This is a genomic window from Brachyspira pulli, from assembly GCF_036997785.1.
Taxonomy (GTDB): Bacteria; Spirochaetota; Brachyspiria; order Brachyspirales; family Brachyspiraceae; genus Brachyspira; species Brachyspira pulli.
Genome location: NZ_JAWLQI010000004.1, coordinates 24,052 through 42,352 on the forward strand (window position 1 = coordinate 24,052; position 18,301 = coordinate 42,352).

11 protein-coding genes and 1 CRISPR repeat array (1 of these 12 cut by a window edge) are annotated in these 18,301 nt (G+C 25.8%); of the genes, 8 read left to right on the forward strand and 3 right to left on the reverse strand.

What is annotated here, in order from left to right:
• Window positions 1-117: 117 nt before the first annotated feature.
• The 3 genes from R4K56_RS01920 to murA form a co-directional block, all read right to left on the reverse strand.
• A complete protein-coding gene (locus R4K56_RS01920) occupies window positions 118-2,991 on the reverse strand; it encodes a methyl-accepting chemotaxis protein (RefSeq protein WP_335771597.1) in 2,874 nt (957 codons plus the stop codon).
• Window positions 2,992-3,123: 132 nt separating this feature from the next.
• On the reverse strand, window positions 3,124-3,972 hold the full coding sequence (flgF, locus tag R4K56_RS01925; RefSeq protein WP_297295521.1) for a flagellar basal-body rod protein FlgF: 849 nt from the start codon (window positions 3,970-3,972) through the stop codon (window positions 3,124-3,126).
• 21 nt (window positions 3,973-3,993) lie between these two features.
• Window positions 3,994-5,271 carry a UDP-N-acetylglucosamine 1-carboxyvinyltransferase gene (gene murA, locus R4K56_RS01930; RefSeq protein ID WP_335771598.1) on the reverse strand — a complete coding sequence of 426 codons (1,278 nt, stop codon included), beginning with the start codon at window positions 5,269-5,271 and terminating at the stop codon, window positions 3,994-3,996.
• Window positions 5,272-5,597: 326 nt separating this feature from the next.
• Here murA and cas6 point away from each other — a divergent pair, with 326 nt between their 5' ends.
• Genes cas6 through cas2 form a run of 8 tightly spaced genes read left to right on the forward strand, consistent with a single transcriptional unit; the run spans window position 5,598 to window position 13,943 of the window.
• Window positions 5,598-6,362: a CRISPR-associated endoribonuclease Cas6 gene (gene cas6, locus R4K56_RS01935; RefSeq protein ID WP_335771599.1), complete on the forward strand. Its 765-nt coding sequence runs from the start codon at window positions 5,598-5,600 to the stop codon at window positions 6,360-6,362.
• Between the two features lie 22 nt (window positions 6,363-6,384).
• Entirely contained in the window at window positions 6,385-8,181 is a 1,797-nt protein-coding gene (locus R4K56_RS01940; RefSeq protein ID WP_335771600.1) for a Cas8a1 family CRISPR/Cas system-associated protein, read from the forward strand.
• A gap of 37 nt (window positions 8,182-8,218) precedes the next feature.
• Complete coding sequence (gene cas7i / locus R4K56_RS01945; RefSeq protein WP_335771601.1) at window positions 8,219-9,112, forward strand: type I-B CRISPR-associated protein Cas7/Cst2/DevR; 894 nt, start codon at window positions 8,219-8,221, stop codon at window positions 9,110-9,112.
• On the forward strand, window positions 9,105-9,845 hold the full coding sequence (cas5, locus tag R4K56_RS01950) for a CRISPR-associated protein Cas5 (RefSeq protein WP_335769163.1): 741 nt from the start codon (window positions 9,105-9,107) through the stop codon (window positions 9,843-9,845). The genes cas7i and cas5 overlap by 8 nt, the downstream gene beginning before the upstream one ends.
• Window positions 9,845-12,139: a CRISPR-associated helicase Cas3' gene (gene cas3 / locus R4K56_RS01955; protein WP_335771602.1), complete on the forward strand. Its 2,295-nt coding sequence runs from the start codon at window positions 9,845-9,847 to the stop codon at window positions 12,137-12,139. The genes cas5 and cas3 overlap by 1 nt, the downstream gene beginning before the upstream one ends.
• A gap of 3 nt (window positions 12,140-12,142) precedes the next feature.
• On the forward strand, window positions 12,143-12,646 hold the full coding sequence (locus tag R4K56_RS01960) for a CRISPR-associated protein Cas4 (protein WP_335771603.1): 504 nt from the start codon (window positions 12,143-12,145) through the stop codon (window positions 12,644-12,646).
• A 14-nt stretch (window positions 12,647-12,660) separates the two neighbouring features.
• The gene (gene cas1b, locus R4K56_RS01965) at window positions 12,661-13,653 is read left to right on the forward strand and encodes a type I-B CRISPR-associated endonuclease Cas1b (RefSeq protein ID WP_297295506.1); all 993 of its coding nucleotides are present in this window, start codon (window positions 12,661-12,663) and stop codon (window positions 13,651-13,653) included.
• 5 nt (window positions 13,654-13,658) lie between these two features.
• Window positions 13,659-13,943, forward strand: a complete 285-nt coding sequence (gene cas2 / locus R4K56_RS01970; RefSeq protein ID WP_335771604.1) for a CRISPR-associated endonuclease Cas2 — start codon at window positions 13,659-13,661, stop codon at window positions 13,941-13,943.
• A 155-nt stretch (window positions 13,944-14,098) separates the two neighbouring features.
• Window positions 14,099-18,301: a CRISPR direct-repeat array (repeat unit 31 nt; unit sequence GTTTCTAATCTATCCATACTGGAATATAAAT) (it continues 6,146 nt past the right edge of the window).

The window sequence follows — 18,301 nt, forward strand, 5'->3', positions numbered from 1 at the left end:
AATAATACTATTAATAGATAATTATTGTGAAAAAAATATCTATTAAGACATAAAAAAAGTGAGATATTATATATAATATAACATCTCACTTAATAGTATATAATATATAATATTATCTTACATAGTAAACATCTCTGGATTCTTGAAGTCTTCTTTTAGCATTTCCAAAACATCTTCATCTTTTTGGAAATCTTCATTATCCTTTTTGAATTCTTCTTCAAGACTCTTAAGTTCCATATCCATTCTCTTATCAACTGAATAAGAATCAGTATCTGAAAGAATATCATCTTTCTTAGTTTCATCTACATTATCAACATTAGTAATGAATCTGCTCATAAGTTCATTAAACTTAGAGAATATTTCGTTCAATTTACTTGTAGCATTATAGAATTCTTTATTTCCTTCAACTGTTTTTACAGATAATTCATTTAAGAAACTCATAGCATGCATTACTTCCTTAGCACCGGCACTGTTTGCTTCTATGATATCAGAAACCTCTCTAGTTATTTGGTCAAGCAAAGTAATTTGGCTATCTACAACATCACCGCTGTTCATCTGTTCTTTTACACTATCTTTAACACCGGTTGTAATGTTATTTAAGTGTCTAATTGTTTCAAGAATATCTCTACCTCCAACCTCTAATTCACTATTTGCAGTATTAATTTCTGAAACAACTCTTGCGGTATTTTCTGACATATCAAGTATATTATCAAGAGACTTACCACTGTTACTAGCAAGTTCCACTGTTTCTTCAATTCTCTTAGTAATAGCTTTAATAATATTAGTAATAGATTTAGTGTTATCAGCTGTGTGTTCAGCCAAAGATCTAATCTCGTCAGCAACTACAGAGAAACCTCTACCTTGTTCACCAGCGTGAGCAGCCTCAATAGCAGCGTTCATAGCTAAAAGGTTTGTTTGTTCAGCAATACCTTGAATAACATTAACAATCTCTTTAATTTGGTCAGAACTTTCCTCAATACCTCTAACCGCCTCAATAACTTCATCTACTGTATCACCACCATCATGAGCGTCTACAAGAAGTTTTTTAGAGAAACTGTCTGCTTTATTAACACTTTTTGCTACTGATGTAATATTGGATATCATCTCCTCAATAGAAGCTGAAGTTTGTTCTACTGCTGATGACTGACGCTCCATATTATCATTAATTTTATAAATAGTTTGCAGCAATTCTTCTACTGCAATAGATGCAGATGAAAATGCATGTCTTTGCTGATCTGTAGAACTTGTAACATTTTGTATAGAAGTAATAATATTATTAACACTAGCTACACTTTCTGTTATGCTTGAACTTTGGTCATTGATTCTATTTGTATTTTCATCTATAACTTTTTCTATTACTTTTATCTCATCAAATACTTTATAACTTTCTAATTTTAATTCACCTATAAGATTATCCAATCTTGATAAGAATAAATTGAAATTATATATTAAAAGACCTATTTCATCATTATTTTTAGAAGGAATTCTTTTTCTTAAATCCCCATTCTTTCCTATTAAAGATTCTGCTGATATATTTGCCTTTTTTATAGAAGATAATAAGAATTTCAAGATTGACAAATATATAAGGAATAAAATTACAAATACAGCTATATGAAGGAATATATATTGGAATATACCTTTATCTATATCAGAATCTTTTATAATAGAATTAATATCTTTATAATATAATCCAACAAGTTTAAGCTCTGGTATATAATAAGCAATAGCTAAAGATTCATTACCTGCTATATCTATAGTAGGAAGTATTCTAAATTGAGTATTAGATTTTTCAAACTCGTCCATATATATAGCTAAATTTTTTGAAGAAGATAAAACCTCTGCTGAATTTTCTGCTATATATCTGCTGTCTGAACAAAGTATTATATCTCTTGTTTCTCTCCTATATGCTACATAAGACCATTTTGAAAGTAAATCATTATCTTTAATTAATTTATTTAAAGTTGATATATTAGCCTCAGCAATAATATATCCTAAATTGTTTCCAAATAGTTTTAATGTAGAATAAGCTGAAACAAATATATTATTTCTATCATAAATATTTACATTTAAAACTATATCACTATTTTCTATATCACTTTCTGAGAAACTATGCATATATAAAGCATCTGATGTTCTAGTAGTAAATCTTTCTGTACCAGAATCTTTAGTCAAAGTTAGAGAATAAGGTAAATCTGTATCAAGATATTTTTGTTCAAGATTCAAAGATAGAGTATCATAAGAATTTTTTAAAGTACTATTAAAATAAGGAAGTCTATTAACAAATTCTGTTTGTATTATATCTTTATTTATAGTAGCTCTATTAGAATACATACTATATACAAAATCCTTATAAGATATCATATCTTCTCTTATATCATTATTAAATTGACCTATATTATTAGCTATATCTAATATTTCATTCAATGCTATATTGCTCATATTATTCAAATAAGTTTCTTCTTCTATAGAAATATGGTTTAATAAGAAAACCAATACCAATACAGAAAAGAACATATATACAATGAAAGCAAGTTTTACTATTAATGGTATATAGAATGTAACAATATTATCTTCCAATTCAAAATTACGTGAGAAAAGTTTAAATAATGTCATAAATGTGCATACTAAAAAAGCTGAATTAATAGTGGCAGCAAATACAATCATCATTATCATATATGAGAACACTTTATTAACTATAGCATAAATAGCAATCTCAATAATACTTCCTGATAATGACATAAGGAAGAAAATAAGTATTACTTTAATAGACAATTTTACTTCTATATTAGATTTCCATCTTTTTAAATATTTAAAGAAGAAAATAAAGGAAATTACAGCAAATATTATTTTCACACCATAAATATGTGGAACTTCTTTTAATATAAAAAATAGACCAGCATTCCAAAGACATATATCTATCAATATATAGATTGGAATAACTATAATTTTAAGTCTATTAATAACATGTTGTTTGATTTTATCTGCAACCATAATATCCTCTAACTCTAATATATCTCAACAAATTTAAGATATAATACTGTTTTATAATTTGCACTATTATATATTATCGTTTATTTTTTATCAAAATTTATTCAGCAAAAAAGATGCATATATTGTAAATTTTTATACTCTGCCAACCTCATTTATTACTCTGCCAACTAATGTATCATGAGTAGAGATAGTTTTAGAGTTTAATTCATAGGCACGCTGAACTTCTATCATTCTTACCATCTCATTTACAGGGTTAACATTGCTCATTTCTAAAAATCTTGATAATACTTTAGGTCTGTCAACACCTTTTTGAGCTATGAAAGCCGGGCCGCTGATATCTGTATCAACCCAGAAAGATTCGCCTTCTTTCTTTAAATATCTTTCATTGTCAAATCTTACTATTTTTAATGTATCAAGAATTTCTTCATCTTCCCATTCATTATCATTGAACTGTACAAATGTATTGCCGTCTTGATATCTTCTATTAATACTTACTCTGCCTTCTTCATCTATATTGAAGTTATTAGTTTTGATTTGTATATAACCATTTTCGCCCATTACTTTATAACCATGTTTAGTTACAAGGTAATGATCTTTATCTATTAAAAAACTACCATTTCTAGTGTATCTTTCACCATGAGGAGTTTCTATTGCAAAAAATCCTTTATCTGCCAAAGCTATATCAAGCTGATTGCCAGTTTCTCTTAAAGAACCTTGTTCCCATTCTGTGAAAACTTCATTAACTTCAACACCTGTTCCCATTCTTCCTACATAAGGTCTTACATCTGTAGAACCAAGAGGGAATATTACTACTCCGTCATCTTCTGTTCTTGCTGCCATCATTTCTGGGAAAGCCTTGAAACTTACTGTATCTCTTTTAAATCCAGGTTTATCAACATTAGCCAAATTGTTAGCTACAACATCTAATCTAGCTTGTTCAGCCATCATTCCGCTTGCACCTGTATAAACGCCTCTTACCATTATATAATCCCCCTAAATTTATTATAAAATATCGTCTTTTTCTCTTTTTGTATTTATATTAATAGTTTTTAATTTATTTTCCAAATCTTCATATCCGCGTTCAATATGATATATTCTATGAACATTTGTAACACCTTCAGCTATAGCACCGGCAGCAACCAAAGCAGCACCAGCACGTAAATCACTAGCCTGTACATCAGCACCAGAAAGTTTTTTTCCTCCATTTACTACTATATCAGAAGTATTTAATTCTATATCAGCACCCATACGTACAAGTTCCGGTACATGACTGAATCTATCTGGATATATACCTTCTATAAGCTCACTTTTACCATTGATTGTACAAGCCAATGTAGTATAAATAGCCTGTAAATCTGTAGGAAAACCAGGATAAGGAAGTGTTTCTACTTTAAATGGTTTCAACTCTTTATCTCTAGCATCTATTTCTATAGTATTTTCTGTAGTTTTTATATCACAGCCTATATCTGAAAGCAAATCTAATACATAAGTTAAATGTTTAGGTTCAGCATTCTCTAATCTCAACTTACCTCTGCCTGCTGCAGCTATAGCCAAGAAAGTACCTGTTTCTATTCTATCTGGTATAACAGTAAATTCTGCTCCATGAAGACTTTCAACACCTTCTATAGTTAAAGTATTAGTATCGCCGCCTGTAATTTTTGCTCCCATAACATTAAGCAAATCTACTAAATTAGTACATTCCGGCTCCATAGCAGCATTTCTTATAATAGTAGTTCCTTTTGCCAAAGTTGCTGCCATCATAACATTATCTGTACCAAGTACTGTAGGGCCAAATTTTCCTGATAAATCCATATCAGCACCTACAAGATGATCTTCAACTACAGCATCTATATATCCTGCTGTTATATCTATTTTAGCACCTAATGCTTCCATTCCTTTTAAATGCAAATCTATAGGTCTTGGGCCGAAAGCACAACCGCCCGGATAAGACACTCTGCAATGTTTGCGTTTAGCTAAAAGCGGCCCTAATACTATGATAGAACCTCTCATCTTTTTAACCAATTTATATGGTGCTTCTTCGCTTCTTCCATTATGAGATATAATTATAGTAGTATTATTTTTAAAATCTACTTTCTTTCCTAAAGGCTCCAATATATCTATAAGAACCTTTACATCTACCAAATCAGGCACATTATGAAGTATAACAGGCTCATCTGTTAAAATAGACGCAACAAGCAATGGCAATGATGCATTTTTAGAACCAGATACTTTTAATACGCCTCCAATATTGTTTGAACCTTCTATCACATATTTATACATAAATATAAACCGCCTTTGGCAATACACTTGCAAAAAAATCTACTTCCAATATTTTCGGTATAATACAAATTTGCTTGATAAATTTTATCCATATATTATGTAAATTAAATACTTTTTTTAATACATAAATACGGAACTATATATTGTTTATAATTTAATTTCATATTATATAATTACAATTTAGCTAATCGATAAATATTTATACTATATTTTTTATAAATTATCACTGATTTTTCATTGACAATACTATTTATTTTTACTATATTATATTTACATAACATTTATATAATAATCTTAATTATATAAATATACATAAGGATACATATATGAGAATAAATCTTAACTTTGAATTAGAAAGTAATATCATTATTAAAGAATACAGACTTGCAATCATAAGTTTCATTAAACATGCATTAGAAAATAAATATCCTAATACATATAATGCTCTATATAAAGACAATACAAAAATGAAGGCTTTTACTTTCGGGGTATTCCTTCCAAATGCTAAAATAAATGACAGCAGCATAGAAATTTCTAAAACAGATAATAATCAAACATACATTAATATAACTTTCTCTATATTCGACAATGAGCTTTTTATAGAACTTTATAATTCATTCAACAGCATGATAAATAAAAAATACACATATAATAACAATTCTATGATTATGACATTAAGAAAAATAACTATGCTGAATGAAAAAGCTATAAACAAAAATAAAGTACTAATAAAATTTTTAAGCCCTCTAATACTGCGTAATCATAACAGAGAAACGAACAAGGACATTTATTTAACTTTCAAAGATGAAAATTTTAACTACATATTAAATCAGTCAGTAGAAAGGATTTCCAAAGAGTTTAATTTTAAAAGCTCTGAAATAAAATTAATAACTGTAAAGACAACAGATGAAGACGGAAATACAATAAAAGAAGAATCAAAAACAACAGTAGTACCATTCAAAGAAAATTTAATAAATGCCTCTTTTGGAAAATTCTGTTTGGAAGGGGACACTACCCTATTAAACAATCTATACAAAACTGGAATAGGAAGCAGACGAAGCGAGGGTTTCGGATTATTTGAAGTTTTATGATATTTTTATTTAAGGATTTTTTATGCCAAGAACAAAAAAAGATACTAAACAAGAATTAACTTTAGAAGATAAAGAAAACAATAAACTTGAAAGCGAATATTTTGAAATTAATCTTGATACTTTCCTTTTCAATGCTGGAGTTATTGGATTCATTGAAGTTCTGGAAGAAGCAAAAGAAAACCATAAAGCTAAAAAAGGAGATAGTTTAGAAGACAAAAAAGATTTTTATCTTGATGGTCAAACTCTATTTGTAAAAAAAGAATTTTTACTCAATGCAGATTTATCCCAAATGTATATTGATAGAATAGTTAAAAAATTTGGAGATAAAACTAATATATCAGAAAGCATTAAAAAAATTGATATTATCTTAAATGACAAAGAAAATAAAGATTATAAAGATGATATAAAAAATATAATAGATTATTTTTCTGCCGCAAGTATAAAAACAGGATTAGAAACTTTAACAACTAAAGGCATTTCAGTAAATATACAAGATAATATAGAAAAAATAAAAGAAATTATAAAAGCAAAAAATTTTGATATAGAACAGATAAAACCTCATTTAAAAGAAATAAAATCAGATTTTGAAAATAATAAAGAAGTAAGAGATACCCTCTTAATGAAAAATATAATGTATACTAAAATAAATCAGTTCTGGGAAAATAAAGCATTCTTACTTCCTGCCAATTCAAAAAAAGATATAAAAGAAATGTTTTATCAATCATTTGAAAAGCCATTAAAAGAACTTATCAATAATAAAAAGAAATATAATTATAATTGTGTAGTTTGTAATGAAAGCATAAATAAAGATATTGATACTACTTTTTTATTTGAAGTGGGCGTTGATACAAATAGAAAAAAATCCGCTTTTTGGAATTATAATCCTGACAGTTTTATATGTGCTTTATGCAATTATATATATGCATGTACTCCTTTGGGATTTATAGATATATCAAATAGTATGATATTCGTTAATCAAAATGACAGTATAGATGCATTAATAAAAATGAATGGCAGAATAGATTTTTCAAATAACGATGAAGAAAATAAAACTTATACTGCATACAATGAAATAATAAGAAGGCTATTAGCTGAAAAAACTAAAGAATTAAAATCTATTCAAGTAATTATAAGAGATAAAAATCATTATTTATTTAACACTATAGGAAAAGACTCGCTTCAAATTATTGAGTCAATGAAAAAAGAACTTAATTATATAGCAAAAATAAAATCAATAAAAATAACTGATGATTATTGGATTGATATTTATAAGGATTGTTTGGAAAATATTTTAAACTTTATAAATCAATGGAATTTAATATTTACATTATTAAAAATTGAAAATAATAATTTTTTAATAAGAACAATATTTAATATATTAAAAATACAAATAGCAAAAGACACTATGTTTTTGGATACTAAAATTTTGAAGGAGGATAATAATATGCAAAAACAATTTGATTTAGCATATATAGCCTATAAAAACGGCAATGAAATGAGATGCAAATTAATAGGTGCTAAAGAAAATGCTCATTTAACAAATGAACAGAATAAAGAAGCTGATAACAAATTAAGAGGCTTAGTTTATCAATTAATAAATTATGTTCATACTTCAAACAGAGATTTATTTTTGAGTAATATTACAAGGCTTTATGCGGGAATGAATTTAAGCATACCAAACATATTTCTAAATATTTTTAAAAGCGATGAAGAGTTTAAAACTATTGGTAATGCTTATATACTAGGACTTAAAGGCTCATCAAATGATAATAAAGATGATAAAGATAAAAATGATGAATCAAAAGAAAATGACATGTAATAAATAATAATTATTTTAATTAAAGGAGAATAACAACATGGAAAATAAAGGATTAACTTTAAGTATAATATTTGAAGCAGAAAGTGCAAACTATGGAGAGAGTTTCGGAAATATAAGCTCTTTAAAAAAGCTAAGCAGAGGAGATGGAAACAGCTACAGTTATATATCAAGACAAGCATTAAGATATAATATTATAAATCAATTAGGCTGGGATAATACAAAAGTTTCTAATGCTGATAAAGTTGTACAATTTGAAAAAGATGCTTCTATTAAAGATTATCCGGAGATAGATTTTTTCGGATACATGAAAACAGGAAAAAACAGCGTGAATGGTTCTTCAAATACTAGGAATGCAGTTGTAAGATTAAGTAATGCTATTGCTTTAGAAAGTTATAATTCTGATTTAGATTTTCTTACAAATATGGCACTTGCTAAAAGAGGCGGTATGGATAATGCTATTGCTCAAAGTGAAATACATAAATCATACTATGCATACACTGTAACTATAGATTTAGATAAAGTAGGAATAGATGAAATCATAAAAGATAAAGAAAATAATAAAGATAAATATGAAATTGATAATAAAGAAAAAGCAAAAAGAGTTAAAGAACTTTTAAAAGTATTAAAAACTTTATATAGAGATATAAGAGGAAGGAGAGAAAATTTAAGTCCTATATTCATAATAGGCGGAGTTTATAATATAAAAAATCCTTTCTTTGAAAACAGATTAAAAGTTAATAAAAATAATTTGGAAATAAAAACTATAACAGATGTTCTTGACTTGGATACAGAAATAAAAAATAACACTATATGCGGATTAGTAGATTCAATGTTTTCAAATACTGAAGAAATAAAAGAAAAATTAAAAGCACAAAGTGTATCTTATGTTATAGATGAATTATCTAAAAAGGTTGATGAATATTATGCATGATAAAAATATAACAAAAGCTATTAAACTAGAATGTTATCAAAACATGCCAAATTATAAAAGGCCTTCTAGCATACAATTTCAGGAAAGCTTTAAACTTCCTCCCTACTCTACTGTTATAGGAATGATTCATAAAGTCTGCAATTTTTTAGACGGATACAGAGAAATGAAGATAAGTATTCAAGGAGAAACAAAAAGTTCATTAACTGATTTGTATACTAGATATTTCTTCGGAATTAAATACGATCCTTCAAGGCATCAATTAAAAGTGAAAAATGATGACGGAGGTTTTGACGGCATTACTAAAGGACTGGGATATGCTGAAGTAATAGTTGATGTTAATTTAATTATTCATATTGTTCCTGAAGATGAAAGTTTATTTGAAGTTATTGAGAATGGTTTAAAAAGACCTTCTGTATATCCTGCTTTAGGACGTCATGAAGATATATTAAGAATAGACAAAGTAAGTATAGTTGAAACAGAAGAAACTGATGAAATAGAAATGCTTTATGATGCTTATATGCCTTACAGTATGCTTGATAATATAAGAAACAAAGAAGAATTAATAGGCACCGTTTATAATTTGAATAAAGTTTTTGATATTAATAAAAAAACTAATATACGCTATTGGAAAGAAAAAGTTAAAGCAAAATATATCAATAAAGGAAGTGTATTAACTTTTAAAAAAGATGTGATCAAAGAAAAAAATAGTAAGTTAGGATTATTTTTAGCATAATGGAAAAAGAAAATTTTTTAGCGAAAAGCAATAAATATAATGATTCATACCATACAGAAAGTATTGAAAAACATACTGAAAATCTTATAAAATTATTTGAAGATTTTAAAAGTATGTATGAAAAATATTTTAATGAAAAAGAATTAGAGCTTATAAAAATAGCATGCGAAACTCATGACTTGGGAAAGATGAATTATAAATTTCAAAAGAAAATTTATAAAAGTATAAATCAAAATTTTGAAATTAATAATTATTTAGAGAAATTATATAAAGAGTTAAACATTGAAGAAATTCCGCATGGTATTTTAAGCTGTGCTTTTTTGAATATTAATGAATTAGAAGAAAAATTTTCAGAAGATGAAATAAAAGCATTATCAAGTGCTATTTATAATCATCATACAAGAAAAGCTTTAAATAATAATGGTTTAGAAATAAGTTCTACTGATATAAAAACAATCGTTGATAATGATATTGCATTTTATAAAAAAATTTATAATGATAAACTTAAATGCAGATATTTAGGCGTATCAATGAATGTTATAAAAGAAAATTATAATCCTTCTTATGATATTTGGAAAAATTATATCATTATAAAAGGAATGCTCAACAAATTGGATTATGCGGCTAGTGCTTATGATGATAAAATAGAAATACAAAGTGATGACGCTTCAAAAAAAGTTTTAGGAAAGTTTAAGCCCAATGAATGCCAAGAGTATATGCTTCAAAATCAAAATAATAATATAGTTGTGATTGCTTCTACTGGTATAGGTAAAACTGAAGGGGCTTTACTTTGGGCTGGAAACTCAAAAACCTTTTATACGCTTCCTTTGAAAGTGTCTATCAATGCTATTTATGATAGGATAAAAGAAAATTATTATGACAGTGAAAAAATAACTTTCTTACATTCTGACAGCGTTAACGATATGCTTGATAATGATATAAGTATTGATGATGTGCTTGATAAATATAATAAAAGTAAAAAACTTTCTTTTCCTTTTACTGTTTGTACTATAGATCAGCTTTTCTATTTTGTGTTTAAATCTTTAGGAACAGAAATTTTTCCAGCTACTTTGAAATATAGTAAATTGATAATCGATGAAATACAATCATATACTCCGGAAATAACTGCTTTTATTATCTACGGACTTAAAGTGATAAATGATATAGGAGGCAAGTTCTGCATTATGACTGCCACACTTCCTCCTATAATAAAAAAATTGATGGAAGAAAATAATATTAAATTTGAAATGCCTCATAATGCTTTTTTTAAACTTGATAATGATAACAAAAGTATTAAAAGGCATTTTATAAAATTCATAGATGAAAAAGAATTTGATTATAATAAAATACTTAAAAGTGCTGAAAATAAAAAAGTACTTATAATTTGTAATACAGTTAATCAAGCTCAGGAGATTTATAAGTATTTGAAAGATTTAATCAAAGAAAAAAATAATGATATAACTATTAATCTTCTTCATTCAATATTCATAATGAAAGACAGAAAAGCAAAAGAAGAGCAAATAAAAAACTTCGCTCCTAATAATGAAAATAAAAGAGAGGAAACTTTCGGTATATGGATATCAACTCAAATAGTAGAGGCTAGTTTGGATATAGATTTTGATGAACTTCATACTGATATGTCTGCTGCCGACAGTTTGCTTCAGAGAATGGGTAGAGTTTACAGAAACAGAGATTATAAAAAAGATGAACCTAATATATTTATTTATAATAGTGAAAATGGTGTTCCTTATGTATATGATAAAGAAATATATAAACGCTCTATTGATTATATAAAAAGCTATGATAATAAAATATTTACTGAAGAAGATAAACAGGATTTTATAAATAAAGTTTATGATTATGATGAATTAGAAAATAGTGAATATTTATCAAAAATAAAAGAGGCGTTAAAAGATATTACAAATCTTACTCCTGCTGCTATTGATAAAGGAGAATGCGATGAGCTTTTTAGAAAAATAGATAATGTAACAGTAATGCCTTTAAATATTTACGAAGATTTAATTAGTAAAGAAAATAATATAATAAAAGAATATGATGAATTATTAAACTTAAAAAAATTAACTAAAGAAGATTATGAGAAATTAATAAGAAAGAAAAAAGAATTATTAGGCTTTACAACTTCAATAAAAACTTATAAAAGATTTAAAAGCAATACGAATATAGAAATAAATCTGAACAGAAATAAAACTAATAAAATATTTATTGTTGATTTGAAATATGATGATGAATTTGGACTTCTTGATAAAAAAGATGATTCTCTTATGTGGGATTAATTTATGAATGATGAAAATATAAATTATGTAACAGGAACAATTTATTCTTATAGTTTTCTATGTATGAGAAAGGTATGGCTTTCTTATCATAATTTATCTTTTGAAGGAGAAAATGAATTTGTACAGATTGGAAAGTTTATTGATGAAAATACTTATACAAATCAAAAACATAACTTTATGATAGATAATAAAGTAAATATTGATTTTTTAAAAGATAATATTGTACATGAAGTAAAAAAATCTGATAAAGAAAAACAAATGGCTATTAATCAAATAAAATATTATTTATTTATATTAAAACAGCATGGATTTGATAATATAAAAGGCGAATTAAATATACCTTCAAAAAGATATAAAGAAGAAGTGCTGCTTGAAGAAGGAGATGATAAAAAAATTTTTGAAAGACTAGAAATTATAAATAAAACTCTATCTGAAAAAAATATACCAGAGACTATTAATAAAAGTTCCTGTAAAAAATGCGCTTATTATGAGTTTTGTTATATATAGGAGGAATTATTTTTATGAGTAAATCTTATTATTTATTTTCAAGCGGCGAACTTAAAAGAAAAGATAATACCTTACAGTTTATAAAATCAAACGGAGAAAAAAGAGATTTACCTATAGAAGTAATTTATGACATATATATTTTTTCTGAAGTAACAATTAATACTAAACTGCTTAATTTTTTATCACAAATGGGAATATGTGTACATTTTTTTAATTATTATGAATTTTATGCTGGAAGTTTTTATCCTAGAGAAAAATTAGTTTCTGGTGATTTACTTGTTCATCAGGTTATGCATTACAGTGATTATGATAAACGAAGTCTGCTTGCCAAAAAATTTGTTTATGGAGCAGCAGAGAATATATTAAGAAATTTAAAATATTATGCTAATAGAGGAAAAGATTTGCAGGAAGAAATTGAATCAATAGAAAAATTAAAATCTAGTTTAAATAGCTATTATAATATAAATGAAATAATGGGAATTGAAGGAAACATTCATAAAGTTTATTATAGTTCTTGGAAAAAAATTATTAATCAGGAAATAGACTTTGAAAAAAGAGTAAAACGTCCGCCGGATAATATGGTTAATTCACTTATAAGTTTTTTAAACTCACTGCTTTATACAAAAGTATTATCAGAGATTTATAAAACACAATTAAATCCTACTATAAGTTATTTACATGAACCATCAACTAAAAGATTTTCATTATCTCTTGATGCTGCAGAAATTTTTAAACCACTAATAGTAGATAGATTAATATTCACACTGCTAAATAAAAATATGATAAATGAAAATGATTTTGATAAAGAAAGTAATTTTTTGAGGATTAAAGATAAAGCATTAAAAACTATAATGGAAGAATTGGAAAAAAGATTATTAACAACAATAAAACATAGAAGTTTAAATAAAGATGTTTCATATAAACATTTGATTAGATTGGAATTATATAAAATATCCAAACATTTGCTTAATGAAAAGGAATACAAACCTTTTATAATATGGTGGTAAAATAAATGTATTTAATATTAGTTTATGATATACAAACAGATGACGAAGATGGTGCCAGAGTTTCAAGAATAGTTTTTAAAACTTGCAAGGCGTATCTTAATCATATACAAAAATCTGTATTTGAAGGAGAACTTTCAAAAGTACAGTATTTGGAATTAAAAAATAAGCTCTTTGACATTTTAAGAAAAGGAAAAGATTCTTGTATAGTTTTTAAAAGCCGTAATGAAAAATGGCTTGATAAAGAATTTTTGGTAGAAGAAAGTATTGACAATACTTCTAATTTTATATAGAATATTGTTATCGTCGATATATAATTATTAAAAAATGACACTTTATCGACAGATATTTTTTATCAAAAATATGTTTATTAACTGTTTTATCATTATGTATTGTTGTATATTGATTATTTAACAGTATAAATTATGAAAAAGTCGCAAATTTACGGGTTTCTAATCTATCCATACTGGAATATAAATAAAATATTTATCTCTGCTTAAATTATATAAAGTTATGTTTCTAATCTATCCATACTGGAATATAAATTTCACTTCCTCAACTTTACAAGGCTGCGATTTAGGGTTTCTAATCTATCCATACTGGAATATAAATAATTTTAAGCTAGTTATGGAAATAGACGGCTCCAAGTTTCTAATCTATCCATACTGGAATATAAATAAATTAGAAAATCAAATGTTGCTTCTTACTATTCAAGTTTCTAATCTATCCATACTGGAATATAAATTTACTATTTAAAGCATTTACTAAAGAATTAGAAAGCGTTTCTAATCTATCCATACTGGAATATAAATGTTTATCCTTCAGCAGTTGCGGGAGAGAGTGCTAAGTTTCTAATCTATCCATACTGGAATATAAATTCTAATTCTCTTTAATTATTCTTTCTCTTTATTCTCGTTTCTAATCTATCCATACTGGAATATAAATACCGTGTGGCTCTCGTCATACGAGGTCGGGTGTCGGTTTCTAATCTATCCATACTGGAATATAAATCTTTACTCTCTCTTACTCTAATTATTTCTAATTCTTTGTTTCTAATCTATCCATACTGGAATATAAATGAAAATAAAGCCAAACCAATATCAAAAGTAGTTTATGGTTTCTAATCTATCCATACTGGAATATAAATAAAGCAGGATCTACTAAACAATAGTTCACATAACAAGTTTCTAATCTATCCATACTGGAATATAAATGTTTGCGATGACTGTAAATTATATGTTCTAAGTTTAGTTTCTAATCTATCCATACTGGAATATAAATCTTAATATGCCTTATCATTTTTTAAGAAATAAAATAGTTTCTAATCTATCCATACTGGAATATAAATATAATTATAAATAAAAACACTATTTTTTAATATAAGTTTCTAATCTATCCATACTGGAATATAAATCCTAAACAATCTTTGTCAGGAAGTTCAATATATTCTGTTTCTAATCTATCCATACTGGAATATAAATGATTCTGTGATAAAAAGAATAGTTCAAGAATCACAAGTTTCTAATCTATCCATACTGGAATATAAATAATGATGAAGTTGTTGGTAATAATGTTAAATATAGTGTTTCTAATCTATCCATACTGGAATATAAATATAATAACAAATACTTAAATTTTTAATTTCTTCAATGTTTCTAATCTATCCATACTGGAATATAAATTTTTTATTTAATTCCTCCCAATTATTACAATCTATGTTTCTAATCTATCCATACTGGAATATAAATCTGTACTCTTTGAGTATACCATAATTAAGAAATACAGTTTCTAATCTATCCATACTGGAATATAAATTTCAGAAATATATTCATTTCTTTCAGAAGGTTTCATGTTTCTAATCTATCCATACTGGAATATAAATTGTACAGTTATTGTATAAGCTTTGTGATAGCATATAGTTTCTAATCTATCCATACTGGAATATAAATGTTCTTTCAAAATCAGTATCTAGTACGAATACTAATGTTTCTAATCTATCCATACTGGAATATAAATTCCTTTTTCTTATATTTATATTCGTTTATTTTAATTGTTTCTAATCTATCCATACTGGAATATAAATTATGCTAACACCACCAGAAGATCTGTCATCAGCATTGTTTCTAATCTATCCATACTGGAATATAAATGCGGGTAGTCTATTTTTTAATAGGCTTTGTATTTTAGTTTCTAATCTATCCATACTGGAATATAAATGCTGTTTATTCTCAGAGAATGCCTCGCGAGATGATGGTTTCTAATCTATCCATACTGGAATATAAATTTATTTTCTAAACTAAATATGTATAAAAATCAGATAAGTTTCTAATCTATCCATACTGGAATATAAATAGATGCATATCCTATTTTAGGACTCCAAGTATTAGAGTTTCTAATCTATCCATACTGGAATATAAATATTAAATTATTATCCACATCATTTATAATACTTAACGTTTCTAATCTATCCATACTGGAATATAAATACTTCTAATGTTACATCATTTGAACGACTATCTAAAGTTTCTAATCTATCCATACTGGAATATAAATAAACATATATATCTTAATAATAGATGGAATACTTTAGTTTCTAATCTATCCATACTGGAATATAAATATATTAAAGAGATTTCTAATAAGATAAATTTAGAAAGTTTCTAATCTATCCATACTGGAATATAAATGGATTTATTATAATCTTCATCTGAATAATCTAGATATGTTTCTAATCTATCCATACTGGAATATAAATACTTCTAATGTTACATCATTTGAACGACTATCTAAAGTTTCTAATCTATCCATACTGGAATATAAATTTATAAAGGTTTATATATTTAGCATAATAAATATATGTTTCTAATCTATCCATACTGGAATATAAATATACGCTTGTCTCTTGAAGTCTGCTGGCATTTTATGGTTTCTAATCTATCCATACTGGAATATAAATATTTTAGGACTCCAAGTATTAGAAAGTATTTTATATGTTTCTAATCTATCCATACTGGAATATAAATGAATCTGTATGGATTCCTCCCATGCATAATTTATATGTTTCTAATCTATCCATACTGGAATATAAATCCTTCTCTTCTGTAACGATGATGATCTATTACTATGTTTCTAATCTATCCATACTGGAATATAAATGTGGATTTAGAAGAATAATTCTTAGAAAACCCAATATGTTTCTAATCTATCCATACTGGAATATAAATGCAGTATTTGCTGGCGGTTCAAACTTTAACAATGATGTTTCTAATCTATCCATACTGGAATATAAATTTGTACAATACATCACTTAAAATATTATGATAATTAAGTTTCTAATCTATCCATACTGGAATATAAATATTTATGGTTGTGCCTCTTTTATTGCTAATGGTTGTGTTTCTAATCTATCCATACTGGAATATAAATTCATATGTATTAGATTATTTAAATGAGACAGATATAAGTTTCTAATCTATCCATACTGGAATATAAATAAACACATATATCTTAATAATAGATGGAATACTTTAGTTTCTAATCTATCCATACTGGAATATAAATTTTTCATAAACACAAACATTATTTAACATGTATTTAGTTTCTAATCTATCCATACTGGAATATAAATACAAGCTTAATTGATTTAGAATCATCAGAAGCATATGTTTCTAATCTATCCATACTGGAATATAAATTATAATTTTTCTCCTTTTTATTTTTATTATACATATGTTTCTAATCTATCCATACTGGAATATAAATTTGGTTCTTCTAGCTTATTTAAAGCTTCGTATATAGGTTTCTAATCTATCCATACTGGAATATAAATTTATTTTCTAAACTAAATATGTATAAAAATCAAATAGTTTCTAATCTATCCATACTGGAATATAAATTTCTAAACAAGAATTTAAGAATGATAATACTATTTTGTTTCTAATCTATCCATACTGGAATATAAATATAAATTATATTTTTATTATCTAAATTTAATTCATTAGTTTCTAATCTATCCATACTGGAATATAAATCTTTCTTGGAAATTATTTAAGAAGATTGAAATAGTTGTTTCTAATCTATCCATACTGGAATATAAATAATCTTTAATATAATTTATAACCATAGTACCTATTCGTTTCTAATCTATCCATACTGGAATATAAATCTGTACAGTTATTGTATAAGCTTTGTGATAGCATATGTTTCTAATCTATCCATACTGGAATATAAATATTAAATTTTCAGCTTCTTTTATTTCATTTTCATAAGTTTCTAATCTATCCATACTGGAATATAAATACTATTAAATAATTAAAATATTTATCTATATGTTTGTTTCTAATCTATCCATACTGGAATATAAATTTTTTTTTAACAATTAAATAATTAAAATATTTGTCTGTTTCTAATCTATCCATACTGGAATATAAATAAAGATATTTATAAGGAATTCGTATTCGAATCAAAAGTTTCTAATCTATCCATACTGGAATATAAATCAAGATAAAATTGAAGAAATAACATATTCGTTTAAGTTTCTAATCTATCCATACTGGAATATAAATATACGTAATCCTCAAACTCATTTGCATTTACCGAAGTGTTTCTAATCTATCCATACTGGAATATAAATGATATAGATTTAGATGAT